The sequence below is a fragment of the Pseudomonas sp. Bc-h genome (assembly GCF_002080045.1).
In the GTDB taxonomy this organism is placed as follows: Bacteria; Pseudomonadota; Gammaproteobacteria; order Pseudomonadales; family Pseudomonadaceae; genus Aquipseudomonas.
The window spans coordinates 475,824-493,746 of record NZ_MUIN01000006.1; the positions used below are offsets into that span (position 1 = coordinate 475,824).

At 59.3% G+C, this 17,923-nt stretch carries 16 protein-coding genes; 4 read left to right on the forward strand and 12 right to left on the reverse strand.

What is annotated here, in order from left to right; all coding sequences use genetic code 11:
- Positions 1–95: 95 nt before the first annotated feature.
- The 8 genes from BWR59_RS12770 to minC form a co-directional block, all read right to left on the reverse strand.
- The gene (locus BWR59_RS12770; RefSeq protein WP_230981998.1) at positions 96–2,285 is read right to left on the reverse strand and encodes a mechanosensitive ion channel domain-containing protein; all 2,190 of its coding nucleotides are present in this window, start codon (positions 2,283–2,285) and stop codon (positions 96–98) included.
- 152 nt (positions 2,286–2,437) lie between these two features.
- On the reverse strand, positions 2,438–2,602 hold the full coding sequence (locus BWR59_RS32385; RefSeq protein ID WP_168184482.1) for a hypothetical protein: 165 nt from the start codon (positions 2,600–2,602) through the stop codon (positions 2,438–2,440).
- A gap of 138 nt (positions 2,603–2,740) precedes the next feature.
- Positions 2,741–4,030 (reverse strand): M18 family aminopeptidase, encoded by a 1,290-nt coding sequence (locus tag BWR59_RS12775; RefSeq protein ID WP_081565984.1) that lies wholly within the window; start codon positions 4,028–4,030, stop codon positions 2,741–2,743.
- Between the two features lie 276 nt (positions 4,031–4,306).
- Positions 4,307–4,681: a hypothetical protein gene (locus tag BWR59_RS12780; protein ID WP_081565985.1), complete on the reverse strand. Its 375-nt coding sequence runs from the start codon at positions 4,679–4,681 to the stop codon at positions 4,307–4,309.
- A 201-nt stretch (positions 4,682–4,882) separates the two neighbouring features.
- Positions 4,883–5,518 (reverse strand): pseudouridine synthase, encoded by a 636-nt coding sequence (locus BWR59_RS12785; RefSeq protein WP_081565986.1) that lies wholly within the window; start codon positions 5,516–5,518, stop codon positions 4,883–4,885.
- Between the two features lie 114 nt (positions 5,519–5,632).
- On the reverse strand, positions 5,633–5,887 hold the full coding sequence (gene minE / locus BWR59_RS12790) for a cell division topological specificity factor MinE (protein ID WP_037013831.1): 255 nt from the start codon (positions 5,885–5,887) through the stop codon (positions 5,633–5,635).
- Positions 5,887–6,699, reverse strand: coding sequence for a septum site-determining protein MinD (minD, locus tag BWR59_RS12795; protein WP_081565987.1), 813 nt, complete (start codon positions 6,697–6,699; stop codon positions 5,887–5,889). Before minD ends, minE begins: the two co-directional genes overlap by 1 nt.
- Before the next feature lie 199 nt (positions 6,700–6,898).
- Complete coding sequence (gene minC / locus BWR59_RS12800) at positions 6,899–7,645, reverse strand: septum site-determining protein MinC (RefSeq protein ID WP_081565988.1); 747 nt, start codon at positions 7,643–7,645, stop codon at positions 6,899–6,901.
- A gap of 145 nt (positions 7,646–7,790) precedes the next feature.
- Between minC and BWR59_RS12805 the strand changes: the two genes are divergently transcribed.
- Together BWR59_RS12805 and BWR59_RS12810 are read left to right on the forward strand one after the other, a co-directional pair.
- The gene (locus tag BWR59_RS12805) at positions 7,791–8,723 is read left to right on the forward strand and encodes a lipid A biosynthesis lauroyl acyltransferase (RefSeq protein WP_081565989.1); all 933 of its coding nucleotides are present in this window, start codon (positions 7,791–7,793) and stop codon (positions 8,721–8,723) included.
- A gap of 20 nt (positions 8,724–8,743) precedes the next feature.
- A complete protein-coding gene (locus BWR59_RS12810) occupies positions 8,744–9,994 on the forward strand; it encodes a patatin-like phospholipase family protein (protein WP_081565990.1) in 1,251 nt (416 codons plus the stop codon).
- A gap of 364 nt (positions 9,995–10,358) precedes the next feature.
- On the opposite strand, the gene BWR59_RS12815 is transcribed toward BWR59_RS12810, so the two are convergent.
- The 3 genes from BWR59_RS12815 to BWR59_RS12825 form a co-directional block, all read right to left on the reverse strand.
- Positions 10,359–11,213 carry a pirin family protein gene (locus tag BWR59_RS12815; RefSeq protein ID WP_081565991.1) on the reverse strand — a complete coding sequence of 285 codons (855 nt, stop codon included), beginning with the start codon at positions 11,211–11,213 and terminating at the stop codon, positions 10,359–10,361.
- Positions 11,214–11,417: 204 nt separating this feature from the next.
- Positions 11,418–12,221, reverse strand: coding sequence for a VacJ family lipoprotein (locus BWR59_RS12820; RefSeq protein ID WP_081565992.1), 804 nt, complete (start codon positions 12,219–12,221; stop codon positions 11,418–11,420).
- Positions 12,214–13,512, reverse strand: coding sequence for a serine/threonine protein kinase (locus BWR59_RS12825; protein ID WP_081565993.1), 1,299 nt, complete (start codon positions 13,510–13,512; stop codon positions 12,214–12,216). Before BWR59_RS12825 ends, BWR59_RS12820 begins: the two co-directional genes overlap by 8 nt.
- 222 nt (positions 13,513–13,734) lie before the next feature.
- Here BWR59_RS12825 and BWR59_RS12830 point away from each other — a divergent pair, with 222 nt between their 5' ends.
- Positions 13,735–14,094: a hypothetical protein gene (locus BWR59_RS12830; RefSeq protein WP_081565994.1), complete on the forward strand. Its 360-nt coding sequence runs from the start codon at positions 13,735–13,737 to the stop codon at positions 14,092–14,094.
- Positions 14,095–14,774: 680 nt separating this feature from the next.
- On the opposite strand, the gene BWR59_RS12835 is transcribed toward BWR59_RS12830, so the two are convergent.
- Positions 14,775–16,379, reverse strand: a complete 1,605-nt coding sequence (locus tag BWR59_RS12835) for a glycosyl hydrolase family 17 protein (RefSeq protein ID WP_081565995.1) — start codon at positions 16,377–16,379, stop codon at positions 14,775–14,777.
- Positions 16,380–16,799: 420 nt separating this feature from the next.
- Here BWR59_RS12835 and BWR59_RS12840 point away from each other — a divergent pair, with 420 nt between their 5' ends.
- On the forward strand, positions 16,800–17,657 hold the full coding sequence (locus BWR59_RS12840; RefSeq protein ID WP_081565996.1) for a glycine betaine ABC transporter substrate-binding protein: 858 nt from the start codon (positions 16,800–16,802) through the stop codon (positions 17,655–17,657).
- Positions 17,658–17,923: the final 266 nt, after the last annotated feature.

The following is a 17,923-nucleotide window of genomic DNA, read 5'->3' on the forward strand; positions in this document are numbered from 1 at the left end:
GGAGCTTGCTCGCGAATATGTCAGTTCAGTCAATGCAGCAGTGACTGATCTACCACTTTCGCGAGCAAACTCACTCCCACGGGACTTGTGTTGAGTCAGCTCCCTGCAACGTCTTCCTTCTTCCCACCCACCCCGCTCACACTCCCGCCACTGGTGCTGACCTGCACATTCAAACGCGGCGTCGCCAGGTCCATGCCGGCTTCATCCAGATAGCGTTTGAGCGACAGGTTGAACGCCCGGGACACTTCCCATTGCTTGATCGGCGCAGTCTTGAAGCGCGCACGCAGGATCGCGTTACCCGACTCGAAACTCTCCACCCCCTGAATCTCCAGTGGCGACCAGATATTGCGTCGTTGCAGCGGATCGGTGCGCATCTTCTGGCCGACGTCGCGGATCATTTTCAGCGCGTCGTCGATGTTCATGTTCGACGGAATGGCGATGCGGAAGATCGCGTAGCCAAATTCCCGCGAGTAGTTCTGGATGCTCTTGATTTCGCTGAACGGGATGGTATGAACGATGCCGTCGATATCGCGCAGGCGCACCGTGCGGATGGTCAGCCCTTCGACCGTGCCCAGGTGTCCGCCGACGTCCACGTAATCGTCGATCGCCAGCGAGTCTTCGATGATGATGAACAGGCCGGTGATCAGGTCCGCTACCAGCGATTGCGCACCGAAGCCGATGGCCAGACCGATCACACCGGCACCAGCCAGCAGTGGCGTGACGTTCATGCCCATGTTCGCCAGCGCGACGATCACCGCGATGATGAAAATGGTCACGAACAGCACATTGCGGATCAGCGGCATCATGGTTTGCGCGCGAGCGTTGGCCAAGCCTTTGCGCGAGCGGGTGAGGGCATGGTGAATCGCGGTGTCGGCCAGAATCCAGATCAGCCAGGCAAATATCAGCGTCGTCGCCAGCCCGATGATGCGCACGCTGATGTCGTGGCCGTCACCCTCGGAAAAACGCACCAGGGACAAGCCCCAGACCCGCAGACCCAGTTCGATGAACAGCAGCCACACCAGCAGATGCGCCACGGTGTAGAAAAAGCTCTTGAGACGATCCGAGTACAGCGCATGGCGTCGGTGACCGTGTGCCGGCTTTTGCGAGTGGCGGCGCACCAGGCCGTTGATGACCATGCACAGCACCAAGAGCACGGTGCAGATCAGCGACTGGCGTAACGCGGTGCTGGTATCGCCTGCCGAGAAGAACGTGGCGAACAGCGACACACCCACCAGTACCAGCGCGGGCAGGTACCAGAAGCTGCCCAGCACCTCGATGGTGTCGCTCAGGGCACGGCGTTTGAGGCGGCGGGACAACGGCTGATTGCGGATCAAATGCGCGATCGGCCGACGGAAACGGATGATGAACAGCCCCGTAGACACGGCTGCCATGACGTTGGCCAGAGTTGCGGCGGTGTGCGCCAGATGCACGCCAAGGCTTGCCACCAGACGCGGATCGCTCAGGGCTTCACCGAACGCGGCAAAACTGCCGATCCACCACAGTGGGCGGAACGCCTGATGCCGCAGAATGTGCAACGCCTGATGCCGGTGCGGGCCGTCGAGCAGCGAGAACGCGATCACGCAGATCGCCGAAAACAGGGTGCCTACCACCAAGGCGTAAGCCAGCACCATGGCCAGGTCACGGCCCAGCGACGGCGGCAGCGAGTAACTGAGGTAAACCGTGATCACCAGCGCGATCAGCCAGGGCCCCAGCTTGCGCAGGGCAAAGCGCAGCATGTCCGTGGGGCGGGGATGTTGCGGCAGCTCCTCCGACAGACCGAAGCGTACGCGCACCCGATGACTGAGCCAGATCAGCGCGGCGGCCAACAGGCTCCACAACGCGATGACCAAGGCAAAGCTGAAGATGATCGGCCACCATTGGTTGGCGGGGAGCATCAGGTCCATCAGCTCCTGCTCGGCCATCGCTACTTCATCGCCCCAGCGGCTGAGCGGGCTGTCTTCACCGGTGAACTGCTTCTCGAATTCCCCCAGCGTACTGCCGATGAGCCCGAGGACACCTTGCTCTGCGGTGGGTTGGGCCTTTTTGGTGGCGTCGCGAAGCTTCTTCAAATCATCCAGCAGCTTGCTGCGCTGCTGGTCGTTTTCCAGCGAAGTGATCACCTCATCCAGCGACTGGCCCAGCGGCTCCTGCGCTTGTGGCTGGGCTTTCTGGCCACTCAACAGGCTGGGCAGCCCGGCGGCCTGGGTGAGCGCGACGGGAAACAATGCCAGCAGACAAATCAGCAACAGACGCGGCAGGACGGACAGGCGGGCAGAAACAATCACCAGGCAATGAACCTCGAATCGACAGGCACCTGACGCGGCCACGCGAAGCCAGCCGGGGCGTTCAGGCAGGACTGGTGAGTTTACGAGTGGCGCCTGGCATTGGCGAGAAGCATTTTGCGCGGTGGCTCGTAAAGCCCGCGGGCGTCATCGCTTCATGTGAGCTTGTCCATGATCTGCACCGCGGCCGTGCCAAGCATCAGCAACATACCCAGTGTGATCGACGCCACGCCGCTGCGGTACTCGCGATAGCTGAAGCCGATACACAACAGCAGCATGCCAACGACGACTGGAATCAGAAGGGAAAAATACTCGTCCATGATGACTGACTCTCTGTTGGGGACAGATACAGACAGTCTAGGTCGGATTTTGCAGGGACGTGTGACCGAGGTCATGGATGCGCAAAGATCACCCCCTGTGCACTCCGGCAAGCCGGATTGCTACAGGGGATGTGGTGCTTACGGCAGCTCGGTGCTCGCATAAAACGCTGACAGTACCTTCACCAGATGCGCCAGGTCCTGGCTGCCCGCCAGCTCGCGGATCGAGTGCATGGCGAAGGTCGGCAGGCCGATGTCCACGGTGCGCACGCCCAGATGTCCGGCGGTGATCGGGCCGATGGTCGAACCGCACGCCATGTCGGTGCGTACCACGAAACTCTGCACCGGTACTTCTTCAGCCATGCACAGATGACGGAAGAACCCGGCGGTTTCGCTGTTGGTGGCGTAGCGCTGGTTGGTGTTGACCTTGATCACCGGGCCCGCGTTGAGTTTCGGACCGTGATTGCCGTCGTGCTTGTCGGCGTAGTTCGGGTGAACGCCGTGGGCGTTGTCGGCGGAGATCAACAGCGACTTCTGGATGGTGCGCACGTAGTCGTCGCTTTCCGGCAGCAGACGTTGCAGCACTTGCTCCAGCATCGGGCCGTCGGCGCCACAGGCCGAGGTCGAACCGACTTCTTCGTGGTCGGTGCAGATCAGCAGGCAGGTCTCGTCGCCATCGGCATTGAGCAGCGCTTGCAGACCGGCAAAGCACGACAGCAGGTTGTCCAGACGCGCGCCAGCGATGAAGTCGCCGTTTAGGCCGATGACTGCAGCGCTTTGGGTGTCGTAGAAACTCAGCTCGTAATCGAGCACCACATCGGCGTTCAGACCGTGCTCGCGGGCCAGTTGGTCAGTGAGCAGGGCGCGGAAGTCGGCGCGCTCGTCGCCCGCAACCTGGGCGAGGATCGGCGGAAGTTCGTTCTGCGGATTGATCGGCCAGCCTTCGTTGGCGGTGCGATTGAGGTGGATCGCCAGGTTCGGGATGATCGCAATCGGCAACTTGAAATCGATCAGTTGGCTTTCGACTTTGCCATCTCGGCGGAAGGTGACACGGCCGGCCAGCGACAGGTCGCGGTCGAACCACGGAGCGAGCAGGGCGCCGCCGTAGACTTCGACACCCAATTGCCAGAAGCCCTGACGTTGCAGTTCAGGCTGGGGCTTGACCCGCAGGCATGGGCTGTCGGTGTGGGCGCCGACCAGTCGGATGCCGCCGATCAGGGGAGAGAGACGGCCCAGCTTGAAAGCGACGATGGAAGAGTCGTTACGGGTGACGTAGTAGCGGCCACCGGCTTCGGTGTGCCATGGCTCACGCTCGTCCAGACGCTGATAACCGGCGCCTTCCAGACGTTGTACCAAGCTTGCGGTGGCATGAAACGGGGTGGGAGAGGCCTTGAGGAAATCGATCAGGCCTTGGTTCAACTCTTCGCGCATAAGTTACTCCAGACAGCAATGGCGGGAGTTTACCGTATTGGGGCGCGTTGTGTGCTAGCGGCTTGGATCAATGTTCCTTTTTGTGGCCTAAGGGGGGGCATGTTTGTTGAAAAGAGAAGCAAAATGCACGGGATAGAGGTTGTGCGCCTCTGTTGTATTGAAACGTTTGTTTGGGGCTTGCTAAGTTAATTGGGCCAGCTTGCTCTATGGCGTTGTGTTGTTGTCTCAGGGGGGGCATGGGTCACGGCCTGCAGTCCGTAACTCATGAACTTGGCATTACTCTACGAAGTGAACAGCTAGCCACTGTTCAGCAAAGGTTTCTTTACCTTCTGGGTTGCGGATCTTGTACTTGAGGCCGATGGTCACGTTTTTCCAGTTAGAGGCGGACATCGGGTGAAACTCTACTTCCTGATAGTCATGGCCAGGTTTTACTTTGATTCCAGGGCTCACTGGAGGTGGAATGGGCTTTCCTCTAGGCATCAGATAATGGAAGTGTATTTCGTCCTTGTCAGTGAGGCCCTTCACGCGAACCCTCAACTTCATTGGAGTGGTTTCCAGCGTCCGATACGACACTACCATCTGTGGATACTTTAATAATTCCGCCGGGATGGTTTCAGATTTTTCGGATTCTCTGTCGGAAGATAATGTCATGGCTGCATTCCTTGGATAGTGAGTTTGCAGGGAAAGTATAAGGCAGCGCAGGAATATGGGCCATTGTGTACTGGAGTTTGGATTAGATGAAGTGGCGATTATCTTAATCGCGATTAGTGATATCGATTGCTACTTCAATATGTTCAAGAATGACGTGGCTGGGGACCTTGTATCGAAGCGCCCCCAAAACTTACTACCTATTCAAAACGGCGCAGGACACTCAAACCGCAACCGCTTACCCGTCCCTGGATGGGTAAAGGTCAACATGCTTGCATGCAGACACAACCGCGGGTACGCCGCCAATGCCTCGGGGTGCGCATACAACCCGTCTCCCAACAGCGGATGCCCGATCGACAACATGTGCACCCGCAACTGATGCGAACGCCCGGTAATCGGCGTCAGTTCGACCCGGCAGTGGGTGTCATACCGCTCCAGCACCTTCCAGAACGTCAGCGCGTGCTTGCCGAGTTCATGATCGACCACATGTCGCGGCTTGGTTGGCGGGTCGTAACGCAGCGGCAGATCGATGCTGCCACTGTCCAGTTCGGGTTGCCCCCAGGCCAGCGCGGTATAGGCCTTTTCGGTTTCGCGGTCATGAAACTGCCGAGACAGCTCTCGGTGGGTATCCGCATCGCGAGCCAGCAGGATGATGCCGGACGTTTCCCAGTCCAGCCGGTGAACGATCCGCGCCTCGGGATAGCCGTTTTCCTGCAGACGGGTAATCAGGCAGTCCTTGTTGTCGTCGGCGCGACCGGGCACCGAGAGCAGCAGGGTGGGCTTGTTCACCACCAGAACGGCATCGTCCTGATGGAGAATGTGAACATTGGACAGCGGCATCGATCAGCCTCGTAGCTAAAAACAGGGGCGTAACAAACGCCGACGGCGGCTCGCCCGCCACAATCCCTCGAAAGGATCATGGCGACCGAGCCGCCGTGGCGACTGCCTTTTCGATCAACGATCAGGCAGGGTGATATTGAGTTCCAGAATCGAGCAGCTGCCGTCGTTTTCCAGGGCGACATGCACGTCATCGTTGCCGATATTGACGTACTTGCGAATCACCTCGACCAGCTCCTTCTGCAAGGCTGGCAGGTAGTCCGGGGTGCTGCGTTGGCCGCGTTCGTGCGCCACGATGATCTGTAGACGCTCTTTCGCTACCGACGCGGTGCTGGGCTTTTTGTTGGCACGAAAGAAGTCAAAAATACTCATTAATTACCCCCGAACAGACGTTCGAAAAATCCTTTTTTCTGTACGTCCAGGAAGCGGTGCTCGCGGTCTTTGCCCAACAGGCGGTCGACTGCATCGCTGTATGCCTGGCCAGCGTCGCTCTGGTCGTCGAGGATGACCGGGACGCCCTGGTTGGATGCCTTCAGCACGGCCTGGGATTCCGGGATCACGCCCAGCAGGGTCACGGCCAGGATTTCCTTCACGTCTTCAACGCCCAGCATCTCGCCCTTGCTCACGCGCTCAGGGTTGTAGCGGGTCAGAAGCAGATGTTCCTTGATCGGGTCTTCGTTACGCTCGGCGCGGCGCGATTTGCTGGCCAGCAGGCCCAGCATGCGGTCCGAGTCACGTACCGAGGAGACTTCCGGGTTGGTCACGACGATCGCTTCGTCAGCGAAGTACATCGCCAGGTGAGCGCCCGTTTCGATACCGGCAGGGGAGTCGCAGACGATGTACTCGAAGGACTCCTTGAGTTCCATCAGGACTTTTTCCACGCCGTCCTTGGTCAGCGCTTCCTTGTCACGGGTCTGGCTGGCGGCCAGCACGTACAGGCCTTCGATCTTCTTGTCCTTGATCAGGGCCTGTTGCAGGTTGGCTTCGCCGTTGACCACGTTGACGAAGTCATAAACGACGCGACGCTCGCAACCCATGATCAGGTCGAGGTTACGCAGACCGACGTCGAAGTCGACGATGACTGTTTTGTGGCCGCGCAGAGCGAGGCCGGTACCGATAGCGGCGCTGGTGGTGGTCTTGCCCACACCACCCTTGCCGGATGTAACCACGAGAATCTTGGCCAAGGTGAATCACCCCTAGAGGAAAAGGACTTTTGTGTCCCTGAAGAGCCCCTCGTGACGCAGCGTTACCCGAGCAACGGTGGAAACCAGAACCCGTATCGGGATCATGATTCGAGAAAAACCGACAACTAAACGGATTTCCTTTCCCTTTGCATCGTTTTCGCGACGAATCAGAGCGGCTTTGAAAATGGCGCAGTATCCGTTAAAGACGGGTGATGTTCAACACGTCGCCGGACAGACTGACCTGTACCCCGGCCCCCCACAGAGGATCTCTGCGCAAGTCTTCGGAAACCTTGTATTGCCCGGCGATGGAGACCAGTTCGGCGACCATTTGCTGGCAGAAAATCCGCGCTTTGGTATCGCCTTTGATGCCTGCCAGGGCCCGGCCCCGCATGGGACCATACACATGGATGTTGCCATCGGCGAGAAGTTCCGCGCCGGGGCTGACCGAGGAAATCACCACCAGATCCGAACCTTGGGCATAAATCTGCTGACCGCCGCGCACGGGAGCCGTGATTATCTTGGTCGGCTTGATCAGAGGCTCGGGTGGTTTGACGATCACTTCCGGCTTTTTCTTCACTTCGCCTTCCGTCGGATCGAGTGCTCTTTCCCGCGCACCCGATGGTGGCAGAACGGGCAGGTCAATGGCGATGGCGGCGGCGATGTCCTCGATCCGGTTGGCGCGGATGGCCAGCGTGCGCAGACCATGCTGACGGCAGATGCGCATCATGGTCGGCAGATCGATCGCGCCTTCGTTGGGTGGCAGCTTGTCCAGCGCCAGCACCAGCGGGGTATTGCTGAAGAAGTTCGGGGCCTGGGCGACTTTTGCCGCCAACTGACGATCCAGCGCTTCGAGGTTGTTGCGGGCCAGTTCCAGCACGGTGATGGCCAGCATGCTGCCCTTCAGCTGGAACACGGGTTCCTTGTCTTGCAATTCGATTTGGCTCATGTCGGCATACAGCGGCTTGTCGCTAAAAGTGCCGAGACTTATAACGAGAACGCCCGCGAGTCGCAAGGGAGCCGCAACCGACGAAGCGTCACGAATCCTGCCGAACCGATGTAGAATGCCCGCCTTTGCCTTGACGGAAGCTGTAATGGATCGCCCGCGTTTTCGAGCCCGATTTCTTCACCCCCGCTTCTGGCCGCTGTGGCTGGGGCTGGGTTTGCTCTGGCTGATCGTACAGTTGCCGTTCCGTGTGCTGGTCGCGATCGGCCGGGCGCTCGGCGGCATCATGTACTACTTTGCCACCGATCGCCGGATCATTGCCGCGCGCAATCTGGAGTTGTGCTTCCCCCTGTATTCGAAGGCCAAGCGCAAACGCCTGCTCAAGGAAAACTTCGCGTCCACCGGCATCGCCTTCTTCGAGATGGCCATGAGCTGGTGGTGGAGCCCGCAACGCCTGGCGAAACTGGCGCATATCGAAGGGTTGCAGCACCTCAAGCAGCCGCAACTTGAAGGGCAGGGCGTGATTCTCATGGCGCTGCACTTCACCACGCTCGAGATTGGCGCGGCCCTGCTTGGCCAGCAGCACACCATCGACGGCATGTACCGCGAGCACAAAAACGCGCTGTTCGATTACATCCAGCGTCGTGGCCGCGAGCGCCACAACATGGATTCCATCGCTGTCGAGCGCGAAGACGTGCGCGGCATGATCAAACAGCTGCGCAAGGGCCGAGCCATCTGGTACGCGCCGGATCAGGATTACGGCGCCAAGCAGAGCATCTTCGTGCCGCTGTTCGGCATTCCCGCTGCCACCGTGCCGGCCACCAGCAAATTCGCGACGCTGGGTCGCGCGCAAGTGGTGCCGTTCACGCAGGAGCGTCTGGCGGACGGCAGCGGCTACAAGCTGGTCATTCATCCGCCGCTGGAAAACTTCCCCGGTGAAAGCGACGAAGCCGACTGCATACGCATCAATCAGTGGGTCGAGCGCGCTGTGACGGCCTGCCCCGAGCAGTATCTGTGGGCCCATCGGCGCTTCAAAAGTCGACCGCCGGGCGAGCCGAAGCTGTATAAAAAGCGTGGCTGACATCAAGAACTGAGCCTTTCATGACGACAAGCGCAACAGAACAAAAAACAGTCAACAGCGCTTCGACGGCCTCGCATGCCCCGGACACCATCGAGCCGGTCACCGGTCTGATTCTTTCCGGCGGTGGGGCCCGGGCGGCCTATCAGGTCGGCGTGCTGGCGGGGATCGCCGACCTGCTGCCGGTCGGTGCGAAAAATCCCTTTCCGGTGATCGTCGGTACCTCGGCGGGCGCCATCAATGCGGTAAAGCTGGCCAGTGGCGCCGCGCAATTTCGCACCGCAATCCACGAACTGACTGACTTCTGGCAGGGCTTTCGCAGCCATCAGGTGTTGCGCAGCGACTGGGTCGGGGTGATTCGGCAGGCCGCACGATTCTTTGGCCGAAGCCTGTTGGGCATCGGGCGCAAGCAGATTCCCGTCGCGTTGCTCAACAGCTCACCCTTGCGAGACCTGCTGACTGAACGGCTGAATCTGGCCGGTATCGACGAGGCCATCGAAGCCAGGCATTTGCGTGCGGTTGCCGTGACAGCGTTTGGTTACGAGTCGGGGCAGGCGGTCACGTTCTATCAGGGCAAAGGCACGATCGATTCCTGGCTTCGGCATCGACGGGTCGGCTTGCCCACCAAGCTGACTGTCGATCACCTGTTGGCGAGTTCAGCCATTCCGTTGTTGTTTGCACCGGTCAAACTCGAGCATGAGTATTTCGGCGACGGGGCTGTGCGTCAGTCGGCGCCGATCAGCCCGGCGTTGCACCTGGGCGCAAATCGCGTGCTGGTGGTGGGCGTCAGCGGCAACCCGCGCGGGCTCGGCGCCAATACCCCGGTGCAGCGAGCGGTGAGCGGCGTGCAGCCGAGTCTGGCGCAGATCGGTGGGCACATGCTCAACAGCACGTTCATCGACAGCCTTGAAAGCGATATCGAGTTGCTGGAGCGGCTCAACCTCCTCAGCCGCATGCTGCCAGACCCACATCAGCCTTCGCCGCAGGTTTCAGAGCAACCGACGCCCGCGCAATCGCTGGCGCCGGTGGAAGTCCTGGTCATCTCACCCAGCCAGCCCATCGACGAAATTGCCGCCCGCCATCGTCGCGAACTGCCCCCGGCATTGCGCACGTTTCTGCGCGGCCCGGGCGCGACGAAGACCAGCGGGGCAGGGGTGCTGAGTTATCTGCTGTTCGAATCGGGGTATTGCAGCGAACTGATCGAACTGGGCCGCCGCGACGCGATGGCCCAGAAGGAACAGTTGATGAGGTTTTTGCGATTGGGGGAACACTGATTTTCCGTAGCAGTCCGGGCCGTGGTCGGACGATTGCGGTCGGTCAGATGGCTCATCTGCTAACTGACAAGCCGCCATCGTCCGAATCGCGGCCCGTACCGTCGTGACCTCCGGCGTCTCCCACAAGAACCGCGTCTGGCGCTGGACCTGTGGGAGGTGCTGGAGCTGTGCGACAGCCGCGAATGCGGTGGGTCAGATGGCTCATCTGCTAACTGACACACTGCTATCGTCCGAATCGCGACCCGACAAGCCGCCATCGCTGCCGTCGTGACCTCCGGCGTCTCCCACAGGTCCTGTGTCAGGATTGAAGAGCTGCGTTCGCTTTTGATTTCAAATAGCCCGCTGAAGGCGGAACGCTCGCTCCTCAAGCTGTCAGCTTGTCATCGCGAAAATCGCGCAGGGCCTGTTCGATCTCTTCGCGGCTGTTCATCACGAACGGGCCGTACTGGACGATCGGCTCGCCCAACGGTTTGCCAGCAATCAGCAGCACGCGAGCGTCGGTTGCAGTGCTCAGTTGCAGCTCGCCGTTCTCCGACAACCGAGCCAGACGGCTCTGGCCGAGTCTCTGCGGTTGTCCGGCAATCTCCACCTCGCCTTCGTACACATACAGAAGCACGCGATGACCGTCCGGAACGCGGGGGCTGATCTGCGTGCCAGCAGGCATGTGGAAGTCGAAATACTGAGGCTCAGTATCGGGCCGCTGCACGGCGCCGGCCTGTTGCGTCTGGCCATCGTCGAACTGCCCGGCGATCACCACCACTTCGACACCGTTCTGCGTGGTGACGCGAGGGATGCGTTCCGGCTGAATGTCGTCGTAACCGGCGTCGCCCATCTTCGATTTGCCCGGCAGATTCAGCCACAGCTGGAAGCCGCGCATCACGCCCTCTTCCTGTTCCGGCATTTCACTGTGGATCACGCCGCGCGCAGCGGTCATCCACTGCACGCCGCCGCCCTGGAGCAGGCCGACATTGCCCATGTGGTCTTCATGGCGCATGCGGCCTTCGAGCATGTAGGTCACGGTTTCGAAACCACGGTGCGGATGCGGTGGGAAACCGGCGATGTAATCGTCAGGCTTGTCTGAGCCGAATTCGTCGAGCATCAGGAAGGGGTCGAACAGCTCGACGCCGGGACCGCCGAAGACGCGTGTCAGCTTGACGCCCGCGCCGTCCGAGGTCGGTTGACCGGCCTGGATCGACAGCACTTTGCGTAATTGAGTCATGAGGCTCACTCCGGGATATGTGGGAATGGCGCCTATGTTATGCCTGTTGAGGCGATGGATGGGTGACGATTTTGCGAGGTATTGATCGGATTGTTAGATGATTCTGGAGCTGCATGGGATCCACTGTAGCCGTCCGACTTGCCAGCGGTGAGGCCCTGGAATCCGCCACCGCCGGCAAGCCGGACTGCTACAGGAGAACAATCCCTATTCTGAAATCTGCAACTTGCGCGCCTCGGTGTACACGTAGCGCACCTTCTCATACTCGAACGGCGAATCCATCTGGCCGTAACGGAAGCTGGTGGTGTAGCGCCGGTCGATGGCACGCAGCAGGTACAGCTCCGGATGATCCTGGCTGACCTGCGCCACGTTCAGGAAGTTGATCTGCGACTCGGCGGTAAAGTCGAACACCAGGCCGCCGGTGTCGCGGAAGTTCGACGGACCGAGAATCGGCAGCACGAAGTACGGCCCTGCGGGCACGCCATAGAAGCCCAACGTCTGACCGAAGTCTTCGCTCTGTTTCGGCAAGCCCATCATCGTCGCCGGGTCCCACAGGCCGGCGATGCCCAACGTGGTGTTGATGATCAGGCGCCCGGTGGTTTCCATCGAACGCTTGCCCTTGAACTGCAGCAGGCTGTTCAGCAGATTCGGGACGTCGCCCAGGTTGCTGAAGAAGTTGCTGACGCCGGTGCGCAGGAAGCTTGGGGTGACGTATTTATAGCCGTTGACCACCGGCAGAAATACCCACTCATCGAAGCGGTAGTTGAAGTGGTAAACCCGACGGTTCCACGACTCCAAGGGGTCGTAAACGTTGAGCGCGTTGAGCGACGAACGTTCGAATTCCTGAGCGTCGAGGCCAGGGTTGAATTTCAGCGACTTCAGCGGCTCGGTGAAACCGTCCGGATTGTCGACCCGTTTGACCGTCGCAGCTTGAGAAACAATCGGCGCGTCGGCCGCGTGAACAGTGCCTGCGCAGAGCAGGGCGGCTATGAGCAATAGACGTTTAGCCACGGAAAAACTCCAGCATGGCGTCGCTGTTGACGCGATAGTTCATGTTGCCGCAGTGACCGCCATAGGGGTAAACGGTCAGGCGATCGCCAAAGGTCTTGCGCAGGAAACCGAGATCGCCCGGGCCCAGAATCACGTCGTCGGCGTTATGCATCACGGCGATTTTCTTGCTGGTGGTCAGGTAATCCTTGAGCGCATACAGACTCACCTGGTCCACCAGTTGCAGCAGACTGCCGCCATCGGTGCGGGCTCGCCACATCGGGATCACCTGCTCGGTCACGTAGCAGTCGAAGTCGCATTGCAGCGCGCGTTTGAGGAACGGCGTCAGGCTGGTGCCTTCGCTGATCGGCGTCTTCGGTGGAGTGATCAGACCGCGACGGTTGATCAGGTCCGAGGTAAAGGCGATGTCGGCGGCCGAGAAACGGAACGAGGTGCCGATCAGCATTGCCATCTGTTCGTTGGACAGGTGCTGCTTGGACTGCTGGAAGTCGTAGAGCAGCGCATCGTTGAGGTCGATGTAGCCTTTCTCGCGGAAGTAACGGGTCAGCTTCTGCAGCACCAGTTCATAGAAGGTGGTGCTGTTGTTGATGCCCTTGACCTCGGTCTGGACCATCTTGTCCAGGTTGCTGATCGAGGTGTAGAGGTTGACCGGAGGGTTGATCAACAACACTTTCTTGAAGTTGAAACTGCGCCGGGTTTCGTCCAGCTTGCTGACGAATGCCGCGTCCAGAGCGCCAAGGCTGTAGCCGCTCAGGTAATACTCGGTGACCTGCAATTTGCTCTGCTGGGCACGCACTGCCTGCATCACGCGGTAGAGGTCTTCGGCGTCCTCGCTGGTCACGCCCGGTGTGGCGAAACGTGAGGCTGCGCTCATGAAGTCGTAGCTGGTTGGCGATGAAAGCTGTACGACGTTATACCCAGCTCCGTAATACAGACGCTTGAGGTATTCGTTGAGCGTGCTGTTGTAAGGCGCGCCGGTGCCCGCGATGAGGAAGATCAGGGGGGCCGGTTTGTCTTGCTTGGCCAGGCGGTAACGCAGTTTCTTCACGGCCCAGAAGTTATCCGGCAGGGTGAATTCGCGATCCGGCCGCAGGGTCAGGCTGTAGTCGTCCTGATCGATGTCGGCGTCTTCGGGCACCTTGGCACGCAGATCAGGAGGCGTCGTGGCGATAGTCGCTTCGAACGGATTGGTCAGAGGGTAGCCATAGCTGGACGGATCGATGTCGACCGCCATCACGGACGCACTCAAGAACAAGCCGCCGGAAAGGGCGGCGAGGCGTAAAAAACGAAGCATGACTAAATCCCTTGGGAAAGAAGTGCTGTTGAAATACGCAGGCTATGACACGGGTGTAGTGCCAAAGTGCCGCAGCGGCAAGCTGCCCGTGTAAAGACCCTAGGCGACAATACACGTTTCGGCACTTTTGGCGTGTCTGCTTGTGCTTTAAATATGATTTGCGTGTTGTGTGCCGCGCGCCAGGGATATGCTGAGCGTCGTTTTCCAACGCTGGAGTTTTCCGTGTCGCGTCGTCTGCCGCTGGTTGTTCTGCTCGTTTGTCTGACCCTTTGGCTTGCCGCCAGTTATGGCTTGCGTTACGGGCTGATGGAGGACGTGCAATGGGTCGGGGCGTGCTCCGACGAAACCTTCAGATGGCAATGCGCGGTCCGCTCGAACCTGGGATTGCTGATTCACTTTGGCGTCTTTGGCTGGGGAGCGCTGATCATGTCGGTCATCGCGTTTTTCGTGCCGTCCAGGATTGGTCGGGTACTGGCCGTGATCGGCTTGCTGCTGGGGATGCTGGCGCTGGTGTTGTATACGGCGAGCCTGGCGGTGTTCGCGGTGGTGATTGCCGGGTTGCGGCTGGTACGGGCTGCCTGAATACTGAATATTGTCACCCCTTTAGCAGCACGGCTTGCCGGCGATGACATTTTCGATATCTCTACCGCCTGCAAGCCGGACTGTTACAAGGGCAGCAGCGGATCGATAGGTAAAAAACCGAATCGCAGACAGCATAAAGGGGAGCCGAGGCTCCCCTTTAAATCGTTGCACGTGCTCTTTTTTTATTGTTTTAGGGCGGTCTATTGTTGTTTTTGGCAACCGTACCCTTCACAGCGTTCTTCAGTGATCCCCATCCGGGATACAAGAGCAAACGTATTTTTTTGAGCGCTTATCTGCTTCGATCCATTTCGCTTGTGGCGAAGATCCAACCCGTTCCGGACGCTACCTGAAGGTAGTTTTATTGTTCTCTGTCGGGCTGCGAGGCCAAGACCTCGGTAAAGCACATCTACTCCAAAAAAATCTGTTGGCTGCGTCTCTGTGCCGTTGTTCTTGTTATGTCAGAGCCGATTCATCTTATTTTTATTGGGTTTTCACATTTTATTCTTGTTATGCAGGAGATATAGCAGGTGCCGTGCCAACTTTTTAAAACCTTTTAAAATCAATAGGTTGAAAATAATGCAGATTTTTCCAACCTGTCAGCACAGGTCATTCTGTTTCCGTGTTACCCGTATTCTGTTTTGGAATGACGTCATCGGTAACACAATGTGTTCCTGGTGCCGTCACCCCGGCGTGCGCTCTGTCTCGGACTGCGGCAAGGTGCCTGGAACAGCAGGCAGCCCGCTCACCCTCAAGCTGCGCCACAACGCCAGAGTCATCAGCAGGCTGACCGCCGCCCACGCCAAGGCCTGTGGGTTACTCAGACCTTCGCGGAACAGTTGCGGGACGATCCCGGCACCGACGATGAACGTGAGCAGGGCAATCTCTCTGCGTGGGGCTGGCACCGGTCGCAACAGATAGAAGAGGGCGGGTAGCCACAGGGTCGGTGTGGCAAAACTGCGGTAACGCGGGTCGAACACCATCGCCAGCATCATCACCGCAGCGGCGAACCCGGCAGCACTCAACCACCAGCCTGCCCGTGCCTCGAACCAGACGAAAGCGCGGCCGCGCCAGCCCGTTTTTCCCGAGAGTGCCAATGCGGCGTGGGCCAATACAATCAGGTTCAACGCCACCAGCGCGACCGCCCACAGGTATTCACCAACGAAACGGCTGGTCACCCGCGCCAGTTCACCCCAGGTGCCAATGCAGCAACCGGCGAACACGGCCAGCAGCGGCAGGAGCATCGCACCGCGCGCCTGTGTTACCCGGCCTGCCAGTGCAAGTGTCAGGAGGCTGATCGCTGCGCTCACGCTCAGCCAGAATGGCCAATAAGGCAGGTTCGACACAGGCCCGGCGAGCACGCCTTTCTCCTGGCGGTCTGCATCGAACAGTCCCCAGTAACCGCCGACCGCACCTTCGGCTTCACGCTTCCACGGCTGGTCGAACGCCTCGATCAGGTTGTAGTGCCAGCCGTTGTGCTCGGCCATGGCGACGAAACTGCGAATGAATTTCGCCTCGTTGACGCGACTGGGAAGCGCGGTTTCCCGCTGGCGTCCTTCGCTAGGCCAGCCGGTTTCACCGATCAGAATGTCCTTGGGCGCGAACTTGCTGCCGAACAGCTGGCGGATCTGCGCGACGTGATCGAGCGCCTCGTCGATGCCTTTGGGGTCGTCTTCCCAATAGGGCAGCAAATGAATCGTCAGAAAATCCACTGCCGGCGCGACATCAGGGTATTGCAGCCAGTATTCCCAGACGTCGGCGTAGGTCACCGGCTGTTTGACCTGTGCCTTTACCTGGCGAATGAGTCTGGCCAGTTGCGGCCCGGTCACTTCCTTGCGTAACAGGGTTTCGTTACCAACGATCACTGCGCTGACCACATCCGGATAAGCATTGGCCTGCGCGATCAATGCTTTGATTTCCTTGGCGGTGTCCTGCGGGTTGGCATTGACCCAGGCGCCGAGCATCACTTTCAGACCGTGTTTGCGCGCCAGTTCCGGGATCGCTTCAAGGCCCGTCATCGAATACGTGCGGATGCATTGGAAGCGGGTCGCCAGCAACGCCAGGTCGGCATCCATTCGCGCAGGGCGCAAGGTGAACGGCTGATCGAACGGCGACTGATCCTTGTCGAAGGGCGTGTAGGACGCACATTGCAGCTTGTGACTCGGGGTGGCAGCGTCCGGTAAAACCACCGGTTTACCGAGGCCGTACCAATAACCGCACAGGGCGAGCAGAGCAATCAGGCAGGAGAAAAGATAAAGGACGACAGGCGAGCGGGCGGTGACGGGCATGATCGGGCCGAAGTGAGGCAGAGGTCGGCAGTCTAGCCCAGGAGCAGCTCCAGGCGGCAGGCCAAACGCTGCAAGTCGGGCCCTCGCTTACCCCGCTTTTACCGGCCGCTTGCAGCTTGAAAATGTCAGCTGTGTTTTCGGCATGCAATTTTCGGACGGACTGCCATGTGTTTTACGACCTGTCTGTCGTTGATGGCCCGGTGATGTCGTTTCCCGCTGTCTGAGTGTCGCTGACAGGAAAGGCACAAGGGCGGTGGGGGTTGATGATCGATTCGTCAACGCAGCGAGTGCGGCTGCGCAGGCAAGTGATTGAGGCGTGAAAAGTGCGCGACGCGCCCAACATGGGCGCGGGTCGTGACCTTATAAGAACGTTAACGATACCCGACCGCCGTCGGGTTCAGGACTACCGGGGAAGTAACGATGAAGATTCGAAATATCCTGGGTGCGGGTGCCGTTCTGGCCCTTGCCATCAGTTCCACGCTGGCCGTTGCCGCAGACAAGCCGGAGCTGAGCATCGGTTATGTGGACGGCTGGTCCGACAGCGTTGCGACCACTAACGTCGCCGCCGAAGTGATCAAGGAAAAACTGGGTTATCCGGTCAAATTGCAGGCAGTCGCTGCCGGGATCATGTGGCAGGGTGTTGCTACCGGCAAGCTGGACATGATGCTGTCTGCCTGGCTGCCTGTGACCCACGGCGAGTACTGGACCAAGAACAAGGACAAGGTCACCGACTACGGTCCGAACTTCAAAGACGCGAAAATCGGCCTGATCGTGCCTGAGTACGTCAAAGCCAACTCCGTTGCGGACCTCAAGACCGACGAGTCCTTCAAGAAGAAGATCGTGGGTATCGACGCAGGTTCCGGCGTGATGATCAAGACCGATCAGGCGATCAAGGATTACGGCCTGGACGGTTACAAACTTCAGGCGAGTTCCGGCGCCGGCATGATTGCCGAGCTGACCCGCGCTGAAAACAAGAAAGAATCCATTGCCGTGACCGGCTGGGTGCCGCACTGGATGTTCGCCAAATGGAAACTGAAATTCCTGGAAGATCCAAAAGGCGTCTATGGCGCAGCTGAAACCGTCGATAACATCGGCAGCCTGGACCTGGCCAAAAAGGCCCCGGACGTGGCTGAGTTCCTGAAGAAATTCCAGTGGACCAGCAAGGATGAAATCGGCGAAGTCATGCTCGCCATTCAGGACGGCGCCAAGCCAGAAGCGGCTGCCAAGGATTGGGTCGCCAAACATCCGGACCGCGTTAAAGAGTGGACCGGTAAGTAAGTTGCAATAAAGCCTTCATCTAAAAAGACCGCCTGGTGAGTGATTGCCAGGCGGTTTTTTCATTGTTCGATTCGCGTTGTCTGCAGTAGTCCGGATTGCCGGCGGTGGTGATTCAAGGGTCTCAACGCCGGCGAGCCGGCCTGCTACAGGTTTTAGCGGCGTTCAGTGTCACTTCTGCCAAATCTGCCTCCGGTTTTTCAATTCCCCGCAACTACGCTGCCCCGCGCACAGCAACTAATGTCGTTCTAATACTAAGGTCGTCTGGA